This window comes from Shewanella sp. SM69 (assembly GCF_025653985.1).
Taxonomy (GTDB): Bacteria; Pseudomonadota; Gammaproteobacteria; order Enterobacterales; family Shewanellaceae; genus Shewanella; species Shewanella oncorhynchi.
Genome location: NZ_JAKKRV010000001.1, coordinates 394843 through 415321, shown reverse-complemented (window position 1 = coordinate 415321; position 20479 = coordinate 394843). Strand labels below are relative to the sequence as shown.

The window sequence follows — 20479 nt, the reverse complement described above, 5'->3', positions numbered from 1 at the left end:
TGTGGCAGACATTTTCCTGCTATCACGAGTACTGTTCAAGTTGTATAAAAGCTTAAAATTTGTTCGATTCGAAGTCGTGGCGATAAAACATAAGGGATAAAATAGGTAGGATCTTCAGTTAGAAGTGTTATAGCGAGTCATTCAAAAGGTTGTGAAGAGGAAAATTGTGCGGCTGAAGAGCTTATAACGTTTTTTATTAAGGACTGAACAGAGAACCAAATATGCAGTGCTAAATAGTGCCTATCAGCTTGCGTGGCGCCTTTGCATCACTTTTAATGCGCACTTGCACAATTTACCTTTTAATGCGGGACAGCCACCACAGGGTGATTTTTTAAAGGGACGTAATGCAAAGCTGTGTTCCGTGGGTAAAGGAGAAAGTCGAGTAATAATAGTCGATGAAAATGTCGCATCATTTGCGGCAATAAACTTAGCTTTCGCGAGTTTTAATTGTTTTTTGAGTGTTGACTTATTGCTATGGGCAAATTCTTGCTGAGCAATATGCTTAGAGAGTAATTGGGTGAGGTGCTTTCGTTGAGCCTTTTTATTCGTCAAAGATTTATCAGTCAGGGTGTTCAGACGAGATAAGGATGGAATCACTTTTCCTGAACTTGAAACAGATTTCGCCTGTGTTTTGAGTAACTTTTTAGCTTGTTTTTTACACCATTTGCTCAAAAGTTTATCGATATTCTGTTTCGTCATTGTCATTACTGAGTTCTCCTGCGTGAGATACTTCAGCATTCTAAATGAAAACTATTATCAGTCAAGTTTTGGGCGAAAAATATACGAAGGTTAGGTATCGACTTTATCTGTAGAATAAGGGGATATGTTAGCGTCGATGCAAGTCAATAATAAGCGCAAATCAAATTCAAACTGGTGATAATCCGGCTCCATGTGGGTACACAAATTATAGAAAGCTTTGTTGTGATCTTTTTCTTTTAAATGGGCTAATTCATGTACTACGACCATACGCAACAAAGGTTCTGGCACACGCTTTAAACGCGAAGAAATGCGAATTTCGTTCTTCGCTTTGATTTTATTGCCTTGAACTCGTGCTACGTAAGAATGCAAGCCAAGTGCATGATGGCTAATATTAATTTTGTCATCAAATATCACTTTTGAGAGCGGGGAGGACTGGCGTAAAAATTGATTTTTAATCGTCTGAGTATAGTCGTACAGCGCTTTATCGCTACGAACGCTATGTATGACAGGATGACGTTTCAGCAATAGCTTGGGTAATGTGCCAGCATCGAGATGTTGCTGTACCTGCTGTTGAATATCAAGGCTGTAACCGTTTAAGTACTTTAATGGATTCATAGAGGATTTAGCTCCGAATGACTTCGGAGCCTGAGTTCATCACATTACTTATACTTTGCCAAAAATTCGGCGATTTTGATGGGCATAAGCGGCTTCGAAAGCTAACTGCTGTACTTTTTTAAGATCTAAACTATCGAAATCAACTTGGGGTGGATTGCGCTTGTTTTGCTCTTTGATAGTGACAGGAGACAATAGACTGACAGGTAATTCCCCTAATTGAATGGCTGCTTCAAGTTTAAAGCTTGTCGCTGAACCCGCGAGTTTACCTTTTTGCTCACGTTCTATGATGACAACTTCATCAACGCGATAATCTTGCATAAGCTTATGAAAAGCGAAGTGAAACTCACGAATAGCTTCTGTGGTAGCAGATTGGGAAACGGTGAAAGACACCTTACGGCATTCTGGCACATTGAAGGTTTCACCTTCATAGCTCAATAAACTGATAATGGCTTCGCCACCTTTTAATTCAACACCACAAACTCTCATGTTACACCTTCAAAATATCGATAATAGCGCTATTGTAGCTGGAAATGACATGAGGATCAGTGTTTACCATGCGCTTTTGATTCGCTTGGCGACAGACTGATAATTTTAGTATGTCAATTTCCAGTATTAGATCATGCCTATGTGATTTGTATCAGAGATAATATCTGATGTTAAATCCACCGGCCTTTATGCATAAATTAGTTTTAAACTTCTTCAGTATCATTATCTTGCAGTAATTGTGCCGCAGCAGGTTTTCTACGCATAGGAGCATCGCCGACATCCACGCCCGTGATGAAACGCTTATCCCGCGACGGTGCTGGTGTGGTTGCTTTGGTTCTTTTGCTCTTACCTTTAGCAAGCTCCGCTTTAGCAACACGTTTTACTGGCGTTTGTTTAGCTTTGCTTTTTAGACCACTAAATTTAGCTTCTAGGCCTGGAATTGTGCTGATCTCAAAGGTTTTTCTGAGGAAGACTTGGACTTTCTTAAAGTTGTCCCAATCTTTTGGCCCGACGAGCGATATCGCATCACCTTTTGCGCCTGCACGACCAGTACGGCCGATACGATGCACGTATTCTTCGGCAAATTTAGGCATGTCGAAGTTAACGACCAAGGACACATTGAGCAAATCCAGGCCGCGAGAGGCGACATCGGTTGTCACTAGTACTTGTTGTTGGCCACGGGCAAATTGGTCCATGATTTGGTTTCGTGCGGCCTGCTTTAAATCACCGCTGAGTGCGGCGGTTGCAAAACCTTGCGTGGTTAATTTAGCGGCTAAGCGCTCAGTATCTGGACGCGTCGCGGTAAAAATAATCACTTGTTTATGGGTTTCATCTTTGAGCAAACGGGCTAATAACGCTTCTTTATGGTCTAAATGGTCACATAAAAAGATACGTTGATGAATATCGTTATGCTCAGAGTGAGCCGCGCCAATCGCCACGTGCGCTGGATTTTTTAGTAATGTTGCTGCGATATCATTGATTTCGTCGTGATCTAACGTGGCAGAAAACATCAGAGTTTGACGGCGTTTATGATCGGCTGCATCGTTGATGGCTTTTAACTGCGGGGCAAAGCCTAAATCTAACATGCGGTCGGCTTCATCGAGGACTAATAACTCTAAGCCATTGAGAAAAAGATGCTTCTGTTCTAAATGATCGGCGATACGGCCTGGAGTCGCGACAATAAAATGCGGTTCTTTCGCTAAGGCTTTGGCTTGGTCATTAAAGTTTTCCCCGCCCAGTACGCTGATGGCCTTGTATTGGGTGTTGGCGACAAGGAGGCGAAGCTGACTATAAACCTGATGCGCTAGTTCGCGGGTCGGTAATAAAATCAAGACTCTAGGATCACGTTTCGACAGTGAGCGGGTAGAAATGACTCTTTGCAATGCGGGTAACAAAAACGCTAAGGTTTTACCTGAGCCCGTTTTTGATGACGCCATTAAATCTTTACCTGCCAATGCGATAGGCAGTGCTTGTTCCTGGATGGCGGTGGGTTCTGTGATCCCCATATGTTTTATGCTTTGAAGCAGACGCTGGTCCAGAGAAAAATCGGTAAATTGCAAAGGTATATCCCCTAAATCTTAGTAAGGGCAGATTATAGCCTTAATCGCCCTTGCTCAGCTATCCACATCGGTGATTATCTCTGCTTCATGCACGGATTGATGTAGAAAGTGTGCCATTTATGCTCTGTTGATTGTATTTATTTACATTGGTATTACAACCTCTTAATTGTGTCGTTTTTACCGATTGACAGTGGATATGGCAGGATTTTACGTTATCGTGTACTGCATTGAGTTACAGGAGAAATGATTTATGGCTAACGGAACAATCCCTTCGGTAGGTATTGCCTTGGGCAGTGGGGCGGCGAAAGGTTGGGCACATATAGGTGTATTGAATGGTTTAGCTGCCATGGGTATTAAGCCCGATAAAGTGGCTGGATGTTCGGTGGGGGCTTTAGTGGGTGCCGCTTACGCCCATGATCATTTACCCGAGTTAGAAAAATGGGTGCGCGGTTTTTCTAGTTGGGACGTGCTTGGCTTGATGGATATTCGATGGCGTAAGGGCGGGCTTATCGGCGGAGACAAGGTGTTCGATGTGCTGCATGCACGTATAGGAGATGTGAATATTGAGAATCTCAATCGTCCCTTTGCAGCCGTCGCGACTGACTTATACTCTGGTCAGGAAATTTGGTTTACTGAAGGGGATTTACGGCAAGCGGTACGGGCCTCTTGCTCCATGCCGGGGATTTTAGCCCCTGTCAGACAAGGAGAACGCTGGTTAGTCGATGGCGCTGTGGTGAATCCTGTTCCTGTTTCGGTTAGCCGTGCCATGGGCGTTGATGTAGTGATTGCAGTGGATTTATATGGTTATCATTCTGGGCGTATCCAAGTGTTACCCGTGAATATGACCAGCCAAAGGACTGTCCAAGCTGAAATGGATATGCCAGCGCGACAAGAAACGGGCTTTATGGATTTATTTGCCCGTGGCCGAGATTATGTCAGTAACCTAACCGATAAGTTTTCACTCGGCACTAAATCGAATCCGGGGATGATTGCTGTGATGTCGCAATCTATGGGTATTTTAGAGCAAAGGCATAAACGGGCGCGGTTGATGGGCGATCCACCAGATATTTGTATTGTGCCAGAGGTGGGAAATATCGGCACTATGGAGTTTCACCGTGCTGATGAGGCGATTGCCGCCGGCGAAGCGGCGGTGGAGAAAGTCGCCCACTTGATTGAAGCAGCGTTCTGGAAGGGCTGATGAGTCAAAATGTAGAGTTAAAAGTTTTATATAGATAGCGTTTGATTGCCAGATAAACAAAAGTCGGTATCACTTTCGCGATACCGACTATTTGCTATCTCATATTGAGATGTTTATACCGCTTTGTTGGTAACTTAGGCTAGTTTTACCAGCATTTTACCGCGATTCTTACCTTCAAATAGACCGATAAAAGCATCAGGTGCTTGTTCAAGCCCTTGATAAATTGTTTGTTCTGCTTTGACTTTGTCTTCCGCTAACCATTGAACCATTTTTGCGGTGAACTCAGGATAATGCGCCCAATGTTCGGATACGATAAAACCTTCCAACTTGAGTTTTCGCATTACAATTAGGGCTAAGTTGTCAGGGCCAGGTGTTGGAGTTGTGTTGTTATATTGCGAAATCATACCGCAAACAGCGATACGTCCATGATCTTTCATATTGCTCAGCGCTGCGGCTAAATGCTCGCCACCGACGTTCTCAAAATACACGTCAATTCCTTCTGGGGCGGCTTTTGTCAACGCTTGGGTGAGATTGTCACAAGTCTTATAATTGATGACCGCATCAACACCATAACTTTTTAATAATTCAGCTTTTTCATCTGAACCGACAGAGGCTATAACACGGGCACCTATTAGTTTACCAATTTGGCAAGCCACACTACCTACTGCGCCAGAGGCTGCGGAAACGAACAGTGTCTCACCCGCTTTTAAATCTGTAATGTGAGTCAGTCCTGTCCAAGCAGTCATGCCTGGCATTCCGAGTACGCCGAGGAAATGTGAATTATCAAGCGTAGTTAGTGGTAAAGCTGTCAGTCCTGCGGTATCTGTGACTGCGTGTTCACGCCAACCTAGCATGCTGCTGACTTTAGTACCAACCGGGAACTCGGTGTTTTTTGACGCGATAACTTCACCAATCGCACCGCCTTCTAAGACTTGATTTAAGGCGAAGGGCGGAACATAACTCTTGCGATTAACCATGCGCCCGCGCATGTAAGGGTCAACCGACATCCATAGATTTTTAATCAGCACTTGTCCATCAGCGAGAGGTGCTAACGCTTTATTTACTAAAGTAAAGTTCTGTGCTGTAGGCATGCCTTCTGGGCGACTAGCTAGATGGATTTCACGGGTTTCAGTCATACTCTTCATAAAAAATCACTTTTTGTTTGTGCGCAAACTAATGATGTTAACTCTACGTGGCTTTAAGATTGAATGCAAATAGTTTGCGCGCAAACTAGATGGGGTGGGACAGATCGGATAAGATAGTGTTATGTTTAAATGACAGGCGCTTAAACGTGCAGAATTGCTTACCTCAACCTGAGCTAGACGCTACAAAACAGACTCATAGCCAAGCTTCTAGCGATCCACTCTGTTTATCCGATAATGTTTGTTTCGCGTTATATTCTGCGAGCAATGCATTAGTGCGTGCTTATCGGCCTCTACTCGAGGCATACGAGTTAACTTTCCCTCAATATCTGGTGATGCAAACCCTGTGGCGTCAAAACGGCTGTAGCCAAACCCAGCTATCAGCGGCGACTAAGCTCGATATGGGGACGCTAACGCCTATCGTTAAGCGATTAGAGGTAAAAGGCTTGATCACGCGTTTGGCCTGCATTGAAGATGAGCGGAAAAAGCTGATCACTCTGACAAGTCAAGGAGAGGGTATCAGGCACGAAGCTCTTGCCTTGAAGCAAACCTTGCTTGATAAAGTGCAGATGGACGCTGAGGCACTCGATTTACTAAGGCGGCAATGTCTTGCCTTGATCGAAGATATACAGTCCTAGATATAAGTTGGTTTATGCATAGTGATGCTATTAACTCAGGGGTTGCACTGATTAATACTTGATTGGCTTAGTTTTTGCTTTAAAACCGTCATTGAGTCTTAGACGCCGAATTTTTGACGATGAATTCTATTTTAAATGCCTTTAATCTTAATCGCAGCAGTGCCAGTATCGCCGATGCCTATGGTGCCAATAGCCAAAAGACGAGCACGGCTAAAACCGATACTACGATAGAAACAAATAAAACGCAGACGGATGCTACCAAACCCGATAACGGTAAAACCGATGAGATAGCGCTGTCGCCAAGGGCGCAACGCGCACAGAAAATTCAATCGATGGCGAAGGATTTTTTTGCCGATGGTCAATTTGGCGTCGCCGATATTCCCGCATTGGTGTCGCGCTTACAAAAAGATGGCATTTTATCGGATGTGCAACTCGAGCGTTTATCGAAAAACGGTATTACAGTGCCGAGCACAACAACGCCGACTAAACAATCGTTGCAAGATTTTTTAGATGATGAAATCAAGTCATTAGCTAAAAAATCACCTAATAATCCTCTTATCAATACCTTAGTTGATGCTAAAAACGTCTTAACCAATATGGATGATGCTCAGTCGCCGGTGCTAGCCCAGAAGGCCACGAAAGTCCTTAGCCAATTGACGGATTATTTGAATTCTGAACCTCCGCTTACGGATGCTCAAAAGCAGCAGTGGCAGGGGCTAAAATCTATGATGCAACTTGCTTCATCTATGGGGGCACATCAATCTGCATCGGGCCAACTCAGTAGTTATCTTGCGCTTGCTAAACGTTAATTCACATCCATAGTGCGTGATAAACACAAATTGTCACGCATTCAACTAGCTGGGTTTAATCAGCAGGTCAAGGCGCAATTTTCAGATAATTGGGCCTAGCTGCAGTTCTTGTTTGTTCTTTTATTTCATCCTAAAAACTATGATCTGGATCATGGACTCCTTACCGTCATTGTAGCCTAATGCTCTACATATTGTGTTTTATGCTTTTAAAATCACTAGATGTAGTGTTAATTTTTAGGCAAGATGGAGAGGAACTGAACAATGCCAGTCGTAATTAAGCGTGATGGTTGCCGCACACCTTTTGATGAAACAAGGATAAGGGATGCAGTGAATGCCGCTGCAAACTCAGTTGGAATAGAGGATGGCGACTATGCAGCGACAGTGGCAGCGTGTATCAGTCAGAGCGTCGCGCCATTAGCTGAAGTCGATATCCACCATCTACAAGATGCGGTTGAGAATTTACTGATGGAAGGGCCGTACAAGTCCCTTGCGCGCGTGTATATCGAATACCGTCACGACAGAGATGTGTGCCGTGAAGCGACCAGTAAACTCAACCTCGAAATCCGTGGTTTAGTTGAGCAAAGCAATGCGGCTTTGCTCAATGAAAATGCTAATAAAGATTCAAAAGTCATTCCTACTCAGCGGGATTTACTCGCGGGCATAGTCGCCAAACATTACGCCAAGAGTCATATTTTGCCAAAGGATGTGGTCGCTGCCCATGAAGCGGGCGAGATCCATTACCACGACCTAGATTACTCGCCGTTTTTCCCGATGTTTAACTGCATGTTGATTGATTTAGCTGGCATGTTGACCCACGGCTTTAAAATGGGTAATGCCGAAATTGAAACCCCTAAGTCTATTTCAACAGCGACAGCGGTGACCGCGCAGATCATTGCCCAAGTGGCGAGCCATATCTATGGCGGAACTACTATTAACCGTATCGATGAAGTGTTAGCGCCATTTGTCGCTAAGAGCTACGACAAGCACTACCAAATTGCCCTGAATTGGAAGATCACCGACGCCAAAGCCTTTGCCACGGCGCAAACTGAAAAAGAATGTCACGATGCATTCCAGTCTTTGGAATATGAGGTCAATACCTTACACACTGCCAATGGCCAAACACCGTTCGTGACCTTTGGGTTTGGTTTAGGTACGTCGTGGGAATCACGCTTAATTCAGCAATCTATGCTCAAAGTGCGGATGGCGGGATTGGGTAAAAATCGCAAGACTGCAGTATTCCCTAAGCTAGTGTTTGCGATTCGCGATGGTATTAATCATAAAGCGGGCGATTGCAATTACGATGTAAAACAGATGGCGCTCAAATGCGCAACAATGCGCATGTATCCCGACATCCTCAACTACGAGCAAGTCGAGAAAGTTACCGGTTCATTTAAAACCCCAATGGGCTGCCGTAGCTTTTTAGGCACCTATGAAGAAAATGGCGAGCTTGTGCATGAAGGGCGCAATAATTTGGGAGTGGTCAGTTTAAACCTGCCGCGGATTGCCTTAGAAGCCAATGGCGATGAGACTGAGTTTTATCGCATTTTAGATGACAGATTAGTATTAGCCCGTAAAGCGCTGGATACCCGTATTGAGCGACTGAATGGTGTTAAAGCCCGCGTGGCACCTATCCTTTATATGGAAGGCGCCTGTGGTGTACGCTTGCGCGCTGATGATGATGTGGCGCAAATCTTTAAAAATGGCCGCGCTTCGATTTCACTCGGTTACATTGGCCTGCATGAAACCATGAATGCACTCTATGGCACCCAAACCCATGTATTTGACGATGCACAATTAAGGGACAAAGCCGTCGCTATTGTAGCTTATCTTAAAGCGGCTACCGATGCGTGGAAGGCCGAAACAGGTTATGGCTTTAGTCTGTATAGCACGCCAAGTGAGAGTCTCTGCAGCCGTTTTTGTAAACTGGATGCGAAGCAATTTGGGCTAGTCACAGGGGTGACAGATAAGGGCTATTACACCAATAGTTTTCACCTCGATGTGGAAAAAAGTGTTAACCCTTACGATAAAATTGATTTTGAACAGCCATATCCCGCTATCGCGAACGGTGGCTTTATTTGTTATGGCGAATATCCCAATATGCAGCATAACCTCGAAGCGCTGGAAAACGTCTGGGATTATAGCTACAGCCGCGTGCCTTACTATGGCACTAACACGCCAATCGACGAATGCTACGACTGTGGCTTTACCGGTGAATTTAGTTGTACCAGTAAAGGGTTCACTTGCCCTAAGTGTGGCAATCATGAGCCTAGTCGGGTTTCTGTGACGCGCCGTGTGTGCGGTTACTTAGGCAGTCCTGATGCGCGGCCCTTTAATTATGGCAAGCAAGAAGAAGTAAAACGCAGGATCAAACACTTGTAACACTATTACCTTATTCTGCCTGTTAGACTTATTCCGTGGCATCAAATAGTGCCACGGGATGAGTGTCAGTGTTAAAAGATGAAATGCACTATGAGTGACCATCAATGAATTACCATCAATATTTCCCTATCGATGTGGTCAATGGCACAGGTACCCGTGCGACCTTGTTTGTCTCTGGCTGTGAGCACCAGTGCCGCGGTTGTTACAACCAAAGCACGTGGGATCCCCGTTCTGGGCATGTGTTTGATAGGACGATGGAAGATAGGATTATTGCCGATCTCAATGATCAGCGGATTGTGCGCCGTGGTTTATCGCTTTCGGGCGGAGATCCTTTATTGCCTGTCAATCTCAGTGCCATTTTGACGCTCGTCAAACGAGTCAAGGCTGAGTGTAAGGGGAAGGATATTTGGCTGTGGACAGGTTATGTGCTCGATGAGTTGAGTGATGAACAGCGCGCCGTGTTGGCCTATATTGATGTGCTGGTGGACGGAAAATTTGAACAAAGTCTTGCCGATCCGAGTCTTGTCTTTCGCGGTAGCAGCAATCAGATCATTCGTTTGTTATAAAAGCGGTAACGAGGATCTGTAACTTGCTGCTATAATCTCAGACCTTGACACAGACGCTAGCATAATCAGGCTAAGATTTTACTGTGGCTAACTTAGGTAATTTAAGGTAACAGAATGAATTTAAAGCAAGAACTGCAGCAGCTTAACGATAAATTAGATAAATTTCGTCGTAAACTTGCTGCGGCTGAACAAAGAGGCGATGACGTCATTATTGCCCAGTTCAAACGCGAAATCGCTGCGGTCACTAAGCAAATCGGCAGTGTGAAAGGGCAACAAACCCGCTTATTGAATAAGCAAGGGTCAGATATCAAAGGTTTGCCTTTCCATCGTGCTTTGACAAAAGCGGAACAAGCAGACATGGGCAAACTGAAAAAGTCTGTCAAAGGGCTTGTGGTAATCCACCCTATGACGGCTATCGGCCGTGAAATGGGGCTAACGGAAGTTACTGGATACGCTCCCGCAAAATTTTAATGTGGGATTGGATGTCACTGGCACGGGATCGAGTGTCGATCGCGTGTTTGTGCTCCTTGTATTTAATGCACTGCTTCGTTTTAATCCATTCCTTCGTGCTGCCCATCGAAAAGACATTCATGTTTGGTTTAGTTGATTAAAACACTAAAGTATTTCTGGATTGTTCAAAAACACTTTAGAATAGTGCGCTTAGTTGGCTAAGTGCCTAATCCTCGTTTTGTTTCTAGGGATCTTATTCGTCTCATGGAATGAGAGTTGTCGTTAAGGTTAAGTATGTCGATAAAATATGTCGCGACGTCAAAGTTACCCACTCCTTGGGGCGTGTTTGCCATGCATGGTTTTGAAGATACCGAATCAGGTAAAGAGCATGTTGCGCTCACATTCGGTACACTCAGTGCGGATGAACCTGTATTGGGCCGTATTCATTCCGAGTGTTTAACCGGCGATGCTTTATTTAGCTTGCGTTGTGACTGTGGTTTTCAGTTACAAGCTGCCATGCAAAATATTGCTGAAACGGGCAGTGGCTTTATCCTCTATTTACGCCAAGAAGGCCGTGGCATTGGTTTGCTGAATAAAATTCGCGCCTATGAGCTGCAAGATAAAGGCGCCAACACGGTTGAAGCCAATGAGCAACTTGGTTTCGAAGCGGATATGCGTAAATACGATATGATCAAGCCTATGCTGGAACAGATAGGGGTGAAGCATGTGCGTTTGATGACCAATAATCCGCGTAAAGTGAAAGCGATGAAGGAGTTTGGCATCGAAGTGGTTGAGCGCGTACCACTGCAAGTTGGTAAAAATCGTTATAACGAAGCGTACTTAAAAACTAAATCCACTGAGCTTGGACACATGATGTCTGAATATCATTTTATGGATGAAAATAAGTAGTTTTGTCATCATGATGAGTCGACCGATTGAGTTAAAAATGAGGAAGGTTTAAGTCAATTGAGCCATTTTTTCAGTCGGTTGCTATTAAGCTTGTCGCTAATGTGCTTGGCATTACTGAGCGTTATTCCTACCACCTTTGCCGATAGTATTTCTGCTACAAATACATTCATATCTGCATCTCAAGCGGATGATTCCGGCTTTTCTATCAATCATGCACCTAATAATGCTAATGGTAGTAATCCGATAGAAACTAGCACTAATCCAAATTCTGTTTACGCCTTTGGTAGTTATCTTGGCACTGGCGTTTACCGCGCTGCAAACCAAAATGCGACCGTCGTTAGCATTCCGTTAAGCTTTGATTTGAAGAAAGATAGCGGTAGCCAAACTTGGTTACGGTTACCTATCTCCTTTGGCTTTTTTGATTATTTAGCCAAAGATATCACTGAAGGTGAGTTGCCGTCGTCGATAGGTACTATGACAGTTACCCCAGGTTTTGAGCATCATTGGCAGGCGAGCGAAAATACTCGAATGGAAGGGTATTTAGATATCGGTTTTGGCACTAATTTCGATAAAAACGATAACGTTGCTATTATCGCCTCAGGGATCAGTAGCTTGTATGACTTTACCTTAGCAGGGCAGGATGCTGTGTGGGTATCGAGATTACGCTTTGCTGGGTACAGTGAGCACTATGGTAAGTTTTCGGATCAATTTGCAGTACTACAAACAGGTGTTGATTTAGGGTTAGCACCACGCTGGCAATGGTGGGATCTGCAGGTGCAACCAAGGATCTTTGCCGTAGGCTATTGGTATTTCAATGAACTTAGATTTATTAGCGAGATAGAGCAAGATACTATTGTTTCTGGCAGCTATGAGGCCGGTTTTTCCCTCGCGTTTTCTAAGCCGTTAGGCGGTGAATTATTAAGTGTTGATCGCATCGGATTCAGTTATCGTCGTGGCGATGGGCTCAATGTTTGGCGTTTAATGTTTAGCTTTCCTATCTAGGTATCATCCATTACGGGATGTATTACAAAGACTATTGGTCAGTTATTTTGTCTAAGCTGACTTTTGCGCGTCGCGCATCTTCTTATCAGTCAAGGTCGCTATTTGACTACTTAGCTGCATTATTTGTTCTTGGATTAACTTACGCTGTTGCTCCGCAACCTCAGAGTCATCTCCTTTAAGTTTGGCCAGCATTTTTTGTAGTGCTTTGATCTGCTCTTTTATTTTCTGGATCTGTTGGTCGATTAACGTCATGGGCTCTTCTGACGCATCATTTTCTGTTCCATCTTTTTTTGCTGCAGCATTGTCTCTTAAAGGGGCACCTACATCTGCGGACAATGCGGCGCGGCCGGCTGAAGAAATGGAGACTGTGTCTTGAGTATCCTGCGCATCTGCTGTCGATTCATTAGTCGCCGTTTTTGTTGTGGCAGGAGTTGCTGCGATATATGCGCTCGATACCGGAGTGAAAGTTGAGCCGATTGTGGCACTGTTTATTCCATTAATGCTCATTCCATACTCCATTAGATGCAAACTGTGTTGATACTCAAATCGCTATCGGCCATTAATTGGAAAACTGAAGCTAATTTTTGGCTTATTTGGCAAAAAGCGCGATATTGCTGATGACAATACAGCCCTCAAGTGAGGACTGTTCACGTTTTATGGCTGCAGAGGGCGAAGATTAACTGTTACCCCAAATATGGCTATTTACTTTGTCATCTGTGCTAGGTTTATCGCTTTTAACAGACTTGTCAGGGGGAGTTTGATTGGTTTTCTTCGTCGCAATTTTTGCCGCAGGCTTCTTAGCCGCTTGACTAGAGTCTGCTTTGGGTGGCGGCAAGGGTAATTTATTGGCTCTTAAATAAAGATATTCGACTTTATCCCGCGCCCACTCTGTTTTTCTCAAAAAACGTAAACTGGATTTGATGCTGGGATCGTGGGTAAAACAGCGGATATTAATTCTTTCACCTAATTCTTCCCAGCCGTATTTCTCGACTAAATAAGTGATGATCGTTTCCAGTTTAATGCTGTGGAGCGGGTTATTCGATTGATTCATATTATGCATGTTGCAATGTGCTATGGCGGGAGTATAGCAGTTTTGTATGCCTGATACAGTGTGGAATGGTATCGAGTCAAGCTTGAATACCTTGCTAGCTTAAACCTGTGATAGCTGCTATTGGTGGAGCAGTATGATCAAAACAGGCGCAATAAAGCGCCTGTTTTAGGTTGGTCATTTGAATTGTTTGACTAGTCTTTGACTGTCTCTTTAAGCTCAGTTTCAACCGGTAAATCAATTTCGCCTTTACCTTTGGTTTTCACAATCAAGAGTGCTGTAATCACTAAGGTTGTGACTATGCCCGCTATGGTTGATACCGTCATAGGTAAACCGGCACCTAAGGTTGACGAGTTCAGTAGGAAGGTGATAACCACAGTGGTCATAAACATCGCTGGAATTGTCGCAATCCAATGTAGTTTGTTATGTCGTAGCAGGTAAGCCGAAGCCGTCCACAGCATTAATACTGCAGTGGCTTGGTTTGCTACACCGAAGTAGCGCCAAATCACACCAAAGTCCACTTGGGTCAATATGCCGCCGATAACAAACAGTGGCAGAGCTAACACTAAGCGCTTTGGTAGTGAGATTTGTGGCATGTTGAAAAATTCAGCCAGAATCAAACGCGCAGAACGAAAAGCCGTATCGCCTGAGGTAATCGGCAGAATAATCACCCCTAGGATAGCCATAAAGCCACCGATAGCGCCTAACAGACCAGTAGAGGCCTCATAGACGACGTTGGCAGGGTTACCTGACATACCCGCACTTAACCCTTCTACTCCGCCAAAGTAAGACAACGCGATGGCACACCAAAGCAATGCGATAATGCCTTCGCCAATCATGGCGCCAAAGAAGACGAAGCGACCATTCGTCTCGTTTTCAACGCAGCGGGCCATTAACGGTGATTGAGTTGCATGGAAACCTGATACTGCGCCACAGGCAATAGTGATGAATAGTGCAGGCCAAAGTGGCATGTCGTTCGGATTTAAGTTTTGGAAGAAATCGCCCGCTTGTACGTTAGGCAGTAAGGTATGCTCGCTTGATAGCATAATTGCGAAAGCTAAACCAAACGACATGAAGAACAATAAAGCGCCAAAGAAGGGGTACAGACGACCGATAATTTTATCGACAGGTACCACAGTTGCAATCAGGTAATAGACGAAGATTATACCAACGAAGATACTGACATCCCAGCCAGTAAGCTTGCCAAGTAAGCCAGCAGGCGCAGAGATAAAGACCACACCGACGAGCAGTAACAGCACAATAGCAAACACGTTCATGAAGTGTTTGGCGCTCTTACCTAAATACTTACCCGCAAGGTTTGGCACGGATTGACCGCCATTGCGCACTGACAACATACCGGAGAAGTAGTCATGTACTGCACCTGCAAAGATACAGCCAACTACAATCCACAACATGGCTGCAGGACCATAGAGTGCACCTAAGATAGGACCAAAGATTGGGCCTACGCCTGCAATGTTTAATAATTGAATTAGATAGACTTTGCCTTTAGACATAGGCACAAAGTCGACGCCATCAGTTTGACTGAAAGCGGGTGTTTGACGATTAGCGTTAATGCCGAAGACTTTCTCGACAAAGGCGCCGTAGATAAAGTAGCCGCCGATCAGTAGACCGACACAGAGTAGGAACCACATCATTTTTGTTATCTCCCCATTTGAGTTCTGGCGAGTGTAAACAAGTTGTTGATATAAAACTTTGTAATTTCAATGAGTGGTCGAAAATGCAGTGTGAGCGGCAATTGGTGAGCTTAAGTGGTTACCATTGTATGTTAACGGTGAGTGTTGTTGGCCATCTTATGGCTAAAAATACGTCGCTAAGATAACTTTGGTATTGTGTTTATTGAAAGCCAAATAGCTGTTTAAGGCTTTTAAGATAGCGGCGTGATACGGGTACTTTATCGCCTAAATGAGTGGTGACTTCAGCCCCTGTATCTAACAGCTCAATTTCAGCAATCGCCTTAGGTGAAATCAAATACTGCCTATGGCAGCGCACCAGTGGGGTTTTTTCTTCGAACACTTTCAAGGTCAACTGGGTATGGACTTTGCCTTTCGTGCTGGCCACATGGATGCCGCTTAAGTCACTGAACACATATTCCACATCTTGGATTGCAATGACTTTGAGTTTATTGCCGCTGTAGCAGGGAATATGTTCAAGACTCTTTGGGGTAATGGAGTCCATAGCCTGAGGCGTTAGATTTTTACGCACACGAGTGAGGGTTTTACTGAGTCTGTCGGCATCTATGGGTTTGAGTAAATAATCGAAGGCATGATTGTCGAAGGCTTTGACGGCAAACTCGTCGTAGGCGGTGACAAACACGATTTTCGGCATGTCATCGGGGTCGAGCATTGCAATAAGTTCCATGCCCGAAATGCGTGGCATTTGGATATCAAGAAAGATTAACTGAGGTTTTTCTTTGGTTATGCTCTGTAATGCTTCAATAGCATTGGCGCATTGACCGACGATTTGGATGTCGTGTTCTTGCCCCAAAAGGTCAGCTAATTCTTCACGAGCAAACAGCTCATCATCGACAATTAAACAATTGATCACGTGCGGTTATCCATATTTGATGTTTCAGGGCTTTCTATGGGCAATCTTATGGTGACACGAGTCAATTGATCGGGCTCGCATTCCACTGTCACGCCGTATTGTTCGCCAAAAATATTTTGAATTCGCTTATGCACTAAGTTCATCCCTAGGCCTTCTGAGCCCTCAATGGGCTGATACAACCCGGCATTGTCTGTGACTTCTAGCTCCAGTACATCATTTTCGAGCTTGCCAGTCACTTTGATCTGCCCTTGCTCAATCATGTGCGACGTGCCGTGCTTTACGGCATTCTCAATAATTGGCTGCAGGGTAAAGGCGGGGACTTTACAGTGGTAGAGTGATTCAGGTATCGCGATACTGACTTGTAATTTATCAATAAAACGCGCTTTTTCAATGGTGAGATAGGACGCTATGTGATCTAGCTCATCCCCAAGCGTCACTAAGCCTGTCGTTCGCTTTAAATTGATCCGTAAAAATTGCGATAACTGCTGCAATAGCTGCTTAGACATATCAGGATCACGTTTGATAATCGCGCTAATGGTATTCAGTGCATTAAATAAAAAGTGCGGATTGACCTGAGCCTGCAGCAATTTAAGTTCGGCTTGAGTCAGTAGATTTTGCTGTTGCTCAAAACGCCCATAAAGAATTTGGTTCGATAACAGGCGGGCAATACCTTCACCTAAAGTACGGTTGATATTCAAAAAAAGTTTATTCTTAGGCTCATAGAGTTTAATCGTGCCAATGACTTCGGTATCACTGCGCAGCGGGATCACTAGACTTGACCCTAGACGGCAATGAGAAGAAATAGAGCATGCATAGGGCGTTTCAACGCCATCGGCGAACATGACCTTATTTTGATTGATGGCTTCTAAGGTGATTTTGGATGAAATCGGTGTACCAGGGAGATGGTGATCGGCGCCTATGCCAATAAAGGCTAACAGTTTTTCTCTGTCCGTGATGGCCACTGCACCCACATTGGTTTCTTCGATGACGATTTGGGCGACGTGACTACTACTTTCTTCGTTAAATCCTTTGGATAGTAATCCGACACTGCGTTCGGCAATTTTTAATGCCTTAGTCGAAAAGCTCGATGAGAGTTTATCAAACATGGTTTTTTGGTCACGGATCATGCTCATAAAGAGTGCCGCTCCCACGGAGTTCACTAACAACATGGGCGGCGCGATTTGACGTACCAATTCCCATGCATCATCGAAGGGGCGTGCGACCAAAAGTATGATGCTCATTTGCATCATTTCAGCATAAAAAGTCACTAGGCAAACGAGTAATGGATTGTAGATGAGCTCACTTTTATCTGCGCGTCTTAAGTAGAAGCTTATCATCCCTGCGGATAAGCCTTCTAAGGTGGTGGAGATGGCGCAGGCTATATCAGTAAAGCCGCCCATACTGTAGCGGTGTAGCCCACCAGTCAGCCCCACCAGAAAACCAGTAACCGGTCCTCCTAATAATCCGCCTAAAACGGCGCCCATAGCACGAGTGTTGGCAATCGCTCCTGAGGTTTGCTCACCAAAATAAGTGGCCATGATGCAGAAACTCGAAAAAATCAGATACATAAAAATCTTATGTGGCAGACGAGGAGACGTTTCAGCAAACAGTTTAAACAGCGGTGTTTTACTGACTAAGTAAACGATCACTAAGTACAGCGACATCTGTTGGGTCAGTAATAGGATCAAAGACATAATGGCTCACATTATCGTCACAGATGTCGGCGCAGTCGTCCCCATTTGAAAGTTTGTGCGCGAGATCAGGGTTCGAATTTAACCGTTAGGATATAAAGAACAATAATATTGCATCTTTAGGAGGACATATGTCCAATTCTGTTCACGGTCATGATGTTATGGCGCTGATGGTAGCTCAAGGGGCCGCTATTATAAAGCCTGAATTAATTTCCATGATGGAGCAAAAGTTTGGCTCGGCGGCTCGATACCATACTTGTAGTGCAACTGATTTGAGTGCCGAAGCATTAATTGAGTTACTCATAGGTAAAGGTAAGTTTTACGAAACGTCCCAAGGTATACAACTTGTAGCAGGGCGAAAGTGTGAGCATTAATACCCATCGTATTAAATATCTGTTCATTCAGCGGGAGCTCAAAGCGCTTTAGACAAGGCAAAGGCTTGAAGGCATAGCGGTGCTCTGTCCAAAGCATTAAACGCTGTATAAGCGTGTTGCCATGCAGTGAATATCAGCCGCCCTTCGGGAGCCACAGGCATTCCACTCCGGTGTTGCATTACTTAAAAGGGAATGACCATTTCTGCATCAATGCGCCTTGGATTGAGATGCCAGTGAGGCTCTGAACTGACTAACTATTTAATGTGATTGGTATAATACACAGTGACCATAGCGTACTCATTTTATTTGGCTGGTTAGTTTTTAGTCACTTAGATGTGTAATTATTTTGTTGAAGCTTAGGCTTCATCATGGCGCTTATTTGCAATTTGCTCCTGCTGTGCGGGGGTGAGTTGGGTAAATTCATTGATCAAAATACGCAGTAATCGAGATTTTGCAATATTGGTGGATTTCGATAGGGCGTCAAGCTGAGAAATACTGTTTTCAGTGAGGGTAAAGGTCGCGTGGCAATAAATCTTAGTCGATTTTTTATCTAAGCCCTTAACTATGGTTTGTGTGGTGGGCGCAGCTAATAAACTCGCCTTACCTAAAGCGTAGTTATTGGCATCTTCAATGAAATCATCGACAGAAACCGGCTTGATGATTTGCTTAGGTTTCTTACGTTTAAGATCAGTTAAGCTCATAGCTATTTTCTGGTGGCATTGCGAATAACTCATCCGCGATGGCGCGGATCTCATCGGCTGCTTTTCCATCGGGTTCTATTTCGACGACTGAAGAGCCTCTTTCTTCACTGTCATCATAAATATTTCGGCAAAATGTAACTGAATTTAGCACTCTTAGTCCAAAGGATTGCACCACATCTTTGGCTTCTAAAATGCGTTTAAACTGTGTAGGAAGCGCTGGACATTGGGTTAGCACTATAGTCGCGATCATTTTAGGATTCACCATCTTACACGTACTTAGCATGTCTTCCATGTGGGGTAATGTTTTGAGATCGCGTCTTTTGGGTCTGAGGGGGATCACAACATAAGTCGCTACCGACATAGCTGCGCGCATGGCTAAGTTATCTTGGCCACCACAATCTACAATTACGTAGTCAAAACGCTCATTGAGGCTGAGTAAATCATTACGAATCTTGCCGTAAAGTTGGATGCAATTAATACTTGGGAGGCTTGGATCATTATTTCTTGCTTGGATCCAATCTGAAGTCGTGCGTTGGGGATCACAATCGACCATGAGGACGTTTGCCTGAAATTTTTGCTTAATATAAACGGCAAGATTTTGAGCGAGACAACTTTTTCCGCTACCACCTTTTTCACCACCTACCAGCAAGATCATACTGACGCCCCTTAATGAATTGTTCAATTCATTGAGTGTAGAACAGAGCCATTAAAGCTGCGAAATTTAAGTTAAATTAAAGCAGTTGCATAGCAATATGGTAGCTTTGGTCATGGCATCTCGCGCAACGGCAGACTTGTCCTTTAACGGTATTTTGTTGGGTTGAATTGGGATTAAAGGTCACTTCGATGAGTTCCCCGAGTGCAAACGGATTTTTATAATCGAATAAAATGCCGCGTCTTGCTAAGTCGATACACACACCTTCATCTGTTTGCTTCATGCCTTGAGTGTCGATCCAATTCAAGACCACGCGCTCTGCTTCCATGTCGACTCGCAGCGATGTGCGTTTTTCTTCAAAACCAGTAGTATGGTCACCCATAACTCAATTGCCCCGTAAATTATTGATCTCAGTAAAACTAGCATAATTGCTTTTTGGCAGAATACCAATGTGAAAGCTAGGTCTTTGATAATAGTTTTAAAACGAGAACAGCAGGTGCCATTGATTTAGGTTTCAATAGCACCAACTCAGGTATTTGATTAATTGTCGTATTCTTGATTTTTTGGATAAGGCATTTTTAATTGGCCCCAACGAATCACAATCACGGTTGCCGCTAAAATTAGCGTCGATAATGATATTGCTGCGATACGCCAGTCTTCCATGCTCTTCATATCTAAGATTAGGTAACGGGCCAAGGCGACAATCGCAATATAAAGCGGCATACGTACTGGTAACTTACCGGATTCATAGTAGTTAGCCACCATGGCTAACACTTCTAAGAAAATAAATAACAAGAGTAAATCGGCCAGTGCGACCATACGTACAGAGATGATATGCACAATTTCTTGGCCTATTGCGACGATGGTGGCAATGGCAATAATAAATAGGACTAAGTGTTCAACGGCTTTAAGGCTTTTAGAACCATATTGATGATAAAAAGGCATGGATATTCCCTACTTGATGTTTTTATAAATAGTAACAGCAAAAATCTGTTT

Annotated in this window: 23 protein-coding genes; 9 read left to right on the top strand and 14 right to left on the bottom strand. The window is 44.1% G+C overall.

Features of this window, described 5'->3' with window-relative positions; translation table 11 throughout:
* Positions 1-243 precede the first annotated feature (243 nt).
* The 4 genes from L5M37_RS01990 to L5M37_RS01975 all read right to left on the bottom strand — a co-directional run bounded on the left by L5M37_RS01990 (position 244) and on the right by L5M37_RS01975 (position 3359).
* Positions 244-699 carry a hypothetical protein gene (locus tag L5M37_RS01990; protein ID WP_105253145.1) on the bottom strand — a complete coding sequence of 152 codons (456 nt, stop codon included), beginning with the start codon at positions 697-699 and terminating at the stop codon, positions 244-246.
* 90 nt (positions 700-789) lie between these two features.
* Positions 790-1314: a M48 family metallopeptidase gene (locus tag L5M37_RS01985; RefSeq protein WP_105252910.1), complete on the bottom strand. Its 525-nt coding sequence runs from the start codon at positions 1312-1314 to the stop codon at positions 790-792.
* Positions 1315-1362: 48 nt separating this feature from the next.
* Entirely contained in the window at positions 1363-1800 is a 438-nt protein-coding gene (locus tag L5M37_RS01980; RefSeq protein ID WP_028760422.1) for a DUF3010 family protein, read from the bottom strand.
* Positions 1801-2003: 203 nt separating this feature from the next.
* Positions 2004-3359, bottom strand: a complete 1356-nt coding sequence (locus tag L5M37_RS01975; RefSeq protein WP_173496518.1) for a DEAD/DEAH box helicase — start codon at positions 3357-3359, stop codon at positions 2004-2006.
* Between the two features lie 250 nt (positions 3360-3609).
* On the opposite strand from L5M37_RS01975, the gene rssA reads away from it, so the two are divergent.
* Positions 3610-4557, top strand: coding sequence for a patatin-like phospholipase RssA (gene rssA / locus L5M37_RS01970; protein ID WP_263199192.1), 948 nt, complete (start codon positions 3610-3612; stop codon positions 4555-4557).
* Between the two features lie 134 nt (positions 4558-4691).
* Here rssA and L5M37_RS01965 read toward each other — a convergent pair whose 3' ends face one another.
* Complete coding sequence (locus L5M37_RS01965) at positions 4692-5702, bottom strand: NADP-dependent oxidoreductase (RefSeq protein WP_263199190.1); 1011 nt, start codon at positions 5700-5702, stop codon at positions 4692-4694.
* Positions 5703-5848: 146 nt separating this feature from the next.
* On the opposite strand from L5M37_RS01965, the gene L5M37_RS01960 reads away from it, so the two are divergent.
* From L5M37_RS01960 to L5M37_RS01930, 7 genes are all read left to right on the top strand, one after another.
* The gene (locus L5M37_RS01960; protein WP_168824108.1) at positions 5849-6337 is read left to right on the top strand and encodes a MarR family winged helix-turn-helix transcriptional regulator; all 489 of its coding nucleotides are present in this window, start codon (positions 5849-5851) and stop codon (positions 6335-6337) included.
* 119 nt (positions 6338-6456) lie between these two features.
* Positions 6457-7146 carry a hypothetical protein gene (locus tag L5M37_RS01955; protein ID WP_113938822.1) on the top strand — a complete coding sequence of 230 codons (690 nt, stop codon included), beginning with the start codon at positions 6457-6459 and terminating at the stop codon, positions 7144-7146.
* Positions 7147-7407: 261 nt separating this feature from the next.
* A complete protein-coding gene (gene nrdD, locus L5M37_RS01950; protein ID WP_173496522.1) occupies positions 7408-9525 on the top strand; it encodes an anaerobic ribonucleoside-triphosphate reductase in 2118 nt (705 codons plus the stop codon).
* Positions 9526-9629: 104 nt separating this feature from the next.
* Positions 9630-10091 (top strand): anaerobic ribonucleoside-triphosphate reductase-activating protein, encoded by a 462-nt coding sequence (gene nrdG, locus L5M37_RS01945; protein WP_263138199.1) that lies wholly within the window; start codon positions 9630-9632, stop codon positions 10089-10091.
* 114 nt (positions 10092-10205) lie between these two features.
* Complete coding sequence (locus L5M37_RS01940) at positions 10206-10562, top strand: YibL family ribosome-associated protein (protein WP_028760414.1); 357 nt, start codon at positions 10206-10208, stop codon at positions 10560-10562.
* Between the two features lie 273 nt (positions 10563-10835).
* Positions 10836-11450, top strand: coding sequence for a GTP cyclohydrolase II (gene ribA, locus L5M37_RS01935; protein WP_006087423.1), 615 nt, complete (start codon positions 10836-10838; stop codon positions 11448-11450).
* Positions 11451-11507: 57 nt separating this feature from the next.
* Positions 11508-12452, top strand: coding sequence for a hypothetical protein (locus L5M37_RS01930; protein WP_131524329.1), 945 nt, complete (start codon positions 11508-11510; stop codon positions 12450-12452).
* A gap of 51 nt (positions 12453-12503) precedes the next feature.
* On the opposite strand, the gene L5M37_RS01925 is transcribed toward L5M37_RS01930, so the two are convergent.
* From L5M37_RS01925 to L5M37_RS01905, 5 genes are all read right to left on the bottom strand, one after another.
* Positions 12504-12959 (bottom strand): FlxA-like family protein, encoded by a 456-nt coding sequence (locus L5M37_RS01925; protein WP_028760412.1) that lies wholly within the window; start codon positions 12957-12959, stop codon positions 12504-12506.
* 169 nt (positions 12960-13128) lie between these two features.
* Positions 13129-13512: a VF530 family DNA-binding protein gene (locus L5M37_RS01920; protein ID WP_219252150.1), complete on the bottom strand. Its 384-nt coding sequence runs from the start codon at positions 13510-13512 to the stop codon at positions 13129-13131.
* A 182-nt stretch (positions 13513-13694) separates the two neighbouring features.
* On the bottom strand, positions 13695-15155 hold the full coding sequence (locus tag L5M37_RS01915; protein ID WP_219252149.1) for a carbon starvation protein A: 1461 nt from the start codon (positions 15153-15155) through the stop codon (positions 13695-13697).
* A 199-nt stretch (positions 15156-15354) separates the two neighbouring features.
* Positions 15355-16065 (bottom strand): two-component system response regulator BtsR, encoded by a 711-nt coding sequence (gene btsR, locus L5M37_RS01910; protein WP_263171093.1) that lies wholly within the window; start codon positions 16063-16065, stop codon positions 15355-15357.
* Positions 16062-17759 carry a sensor histidine kinase gene (locus L5M37_RS01905; protein ID WP_028760408.1) on the bottom strand — a complete coding sequence of 566 codons (1698 nt, stop codon included), beginning with the start codon at positions 17757-17759 and terminating at the stop codon, positions 16062-16064. Before L5M37_RS01905 ends, btsR begins: the two co-directional genes overlap by 4 nt.
* Positions 17760-17887: 128 nt before the next feature.
* Between L5M37_RS01905 and L5M37_RS01900 the strand changes: the two genes are divergently transcribed.
* Positions 17888-18130: a YecH family metal-binding protein gene (locus L5M37_RS01900; RefSeq protein ID WP_028760407.1), complete on the top strand. Its 243-nt coding sequence runs from the start codon at positions 17888-17890 to the stop codon at positions 18128-18130.
* A 356-nt stretch (positions 18131-18486) separates the two neighbouring features.
* Here the strand turns inward: L5M37_RS01900 and L5M37_RS01895 are convergent, their stop codons facing one another.
* The 4 genes from L5M37_RS01895 to L5M37_RS01880 form a co-directional block, all read right to left on the bottom strand.
* Entirely contained in the window at positions 18487-18831 is a 345-nt protein-coding gene (locus tag L5M37_RS01895; RefSeq protein ID WP_263199185.1) for a replication protein RepA, read from the bottom strand.
* Positions 18818-19486, bottom strand: coding sequence for an AAA family ATPase (locus L5M37_RS01890; protein ID WP_028760405.1), 669 nt, complete (start codon positions 19484-19486; stop codon positions 18818-18820). Before L5M37_RS01890 ends, L5M37_RS01895 begins: the two co-directional genes overlap by 14 nt.
* Before the next feature lie 76 nt (positions 19487-19562).
* Positions 19563-19865, bottom strand: a complete 303-nt coding sequence (locus tag L5M37_RS01885; protein ID WP_105252894.1) for a PilZ domain-containing protein — start codon at positions 19863-19865, stop codon at positions 19563-19565.
* Positions 19866-20023: 158 nt separating this feature from the next.
* Positions 20024-20428, bottom strand: a complete 405-nt coding sequence (locus L5M37_RS01880) for a phosphate-starvation-inducible protein PsiE (protein ID WP_263166792.1) — start codon at positions 20426-20428, stop codon at positions 20024-20026.
* Positions 20429-20479: the final 51 nt, after the last annotated feature.

Coding starts and splice junctions, on each gene's coding strand:
- L5M37_RS01990 (WP_105253145.1), bottom strand. CDS start 699: ATGACGAAACAGAATATCGATAAACTTTTGAGCAAATGGTGTAAAAAA.
- L5M37_RS01985 (WP_105252910.1), bottom strand. CDS start 1,314: ATGAATCCATTAAAGTACTTAAACGGTTACAGCCTTGATATTCAACAG.
- L5M37_RS01980 (WP_028760422.1), bottom strand. CDS start 1,800: ATGAGAGTTTGTGGTGTTGAATTAAAAGGTGGCGAAGCCATTATCAGT.
- rssA (WP_263199192.1), top strand. CDS start 3,610: ATGGCTAACGGAACAATCCCTTCGGTAGGTATTGCCTTGGGCAGTGGG.
- L5M37_RS01965 (WP_263199190.1), bottom strand. CDS start 5,702: ATGAAGAGTATGACTGAAACCCGTGAAATCCATCTAGCTAGTCGCCCA.
- L5M37_RS01955 (WP_113938822.1), top strand. CDS start 6,457: ATGAATTCTATTTTAAATGCCTTTAATCTTAATCGCAGCAGTGCCAGT.
- nrdD (WP_173496522.1), top strand. CDS start 7,408: ATGCCAGTCGTAATTAAGCGTGATGGTTGCCGCACACCTTTTGATGAA.
- nrdG (WP_263138199.1), top strand. CDS start 9,630: ATGAATTACCATCAATATTTCCCTATCGATGTGGTCAATGGCACAGGT.
- L5M37_RS01940 (WP_028760414.1), top strand. CDS start 10,206: ATGAATTTAAAGCAAGAACTGCAGCAGCTTAACGATAAATTAGATAAA.
- ribA (WP_006087423.1), top strand. CDS start 10,836: ATGTCGATAAAATATGTCGCGACGTCAAAGTTACCCACTCCTTGGGGC.
- L5M37_RS01925 (WP_028760412.1), bottom strand. CDS start 12,959: ATGAGCATTAATGGAATAAACAGTGCCACAATCGGCTCAACTTTCACT.
- L5M37_RS01920 (WP_219252150.1), bottom strand. CDS start 13,512: ATGCATAATATGAATCAATCGAATAACCCGCTCCACAGCATTAAACTG.
- L5M37_RS01915 (WP_219252149.1), bottom strand. CDS start 15,155: ATGATGTGGTTCCTACTCTGTGTCGGTCTACTGATCGGCGGCTACTTT.
- L5M37_RS01905 (WP_028760408.1), bottom strand. CDS start 17,759: ATGTCTTTGATCCTATTACTGACCCAACAGATGTCGCTGTACTTAGTG.
- L5M37_RS01900 (WP_028760407.1), top strand. CDS start 17,888: ATGTCCAATTCTGTTCACGGTCATGATGTTATGGCGCTGATGGTAGCT.
- L5M37_RS01895 (WP_263199185.1), bottom strand. CDS start 18,831: ATGAGCTTAACTGATCTTAAACGTAAGAAACCTAAGCAAATCATCAAG.
- L5M37_RS01890 (WP_028760405.1), bottom strand. CDS start 19,486: ATGATCTTGCTGGTAGGTGGTGAAAAAGGTGGTAGCGGAAAAAGTTGT.
- L5M37_RS01885 (WP_105252894.1), bottom strand. CDS start 19,865: ATGGGTGACCATACTACTGGTTTTGAAGAAAAACGCACATCGCTGCGA.
- L5M37_RS01880 (WP_263166792.1), bottom strand. CDS start 20,428: ATGCCTTTTTATCATCAATATGGTTCTAAAAGCCTTAAAGCCGTTGAA.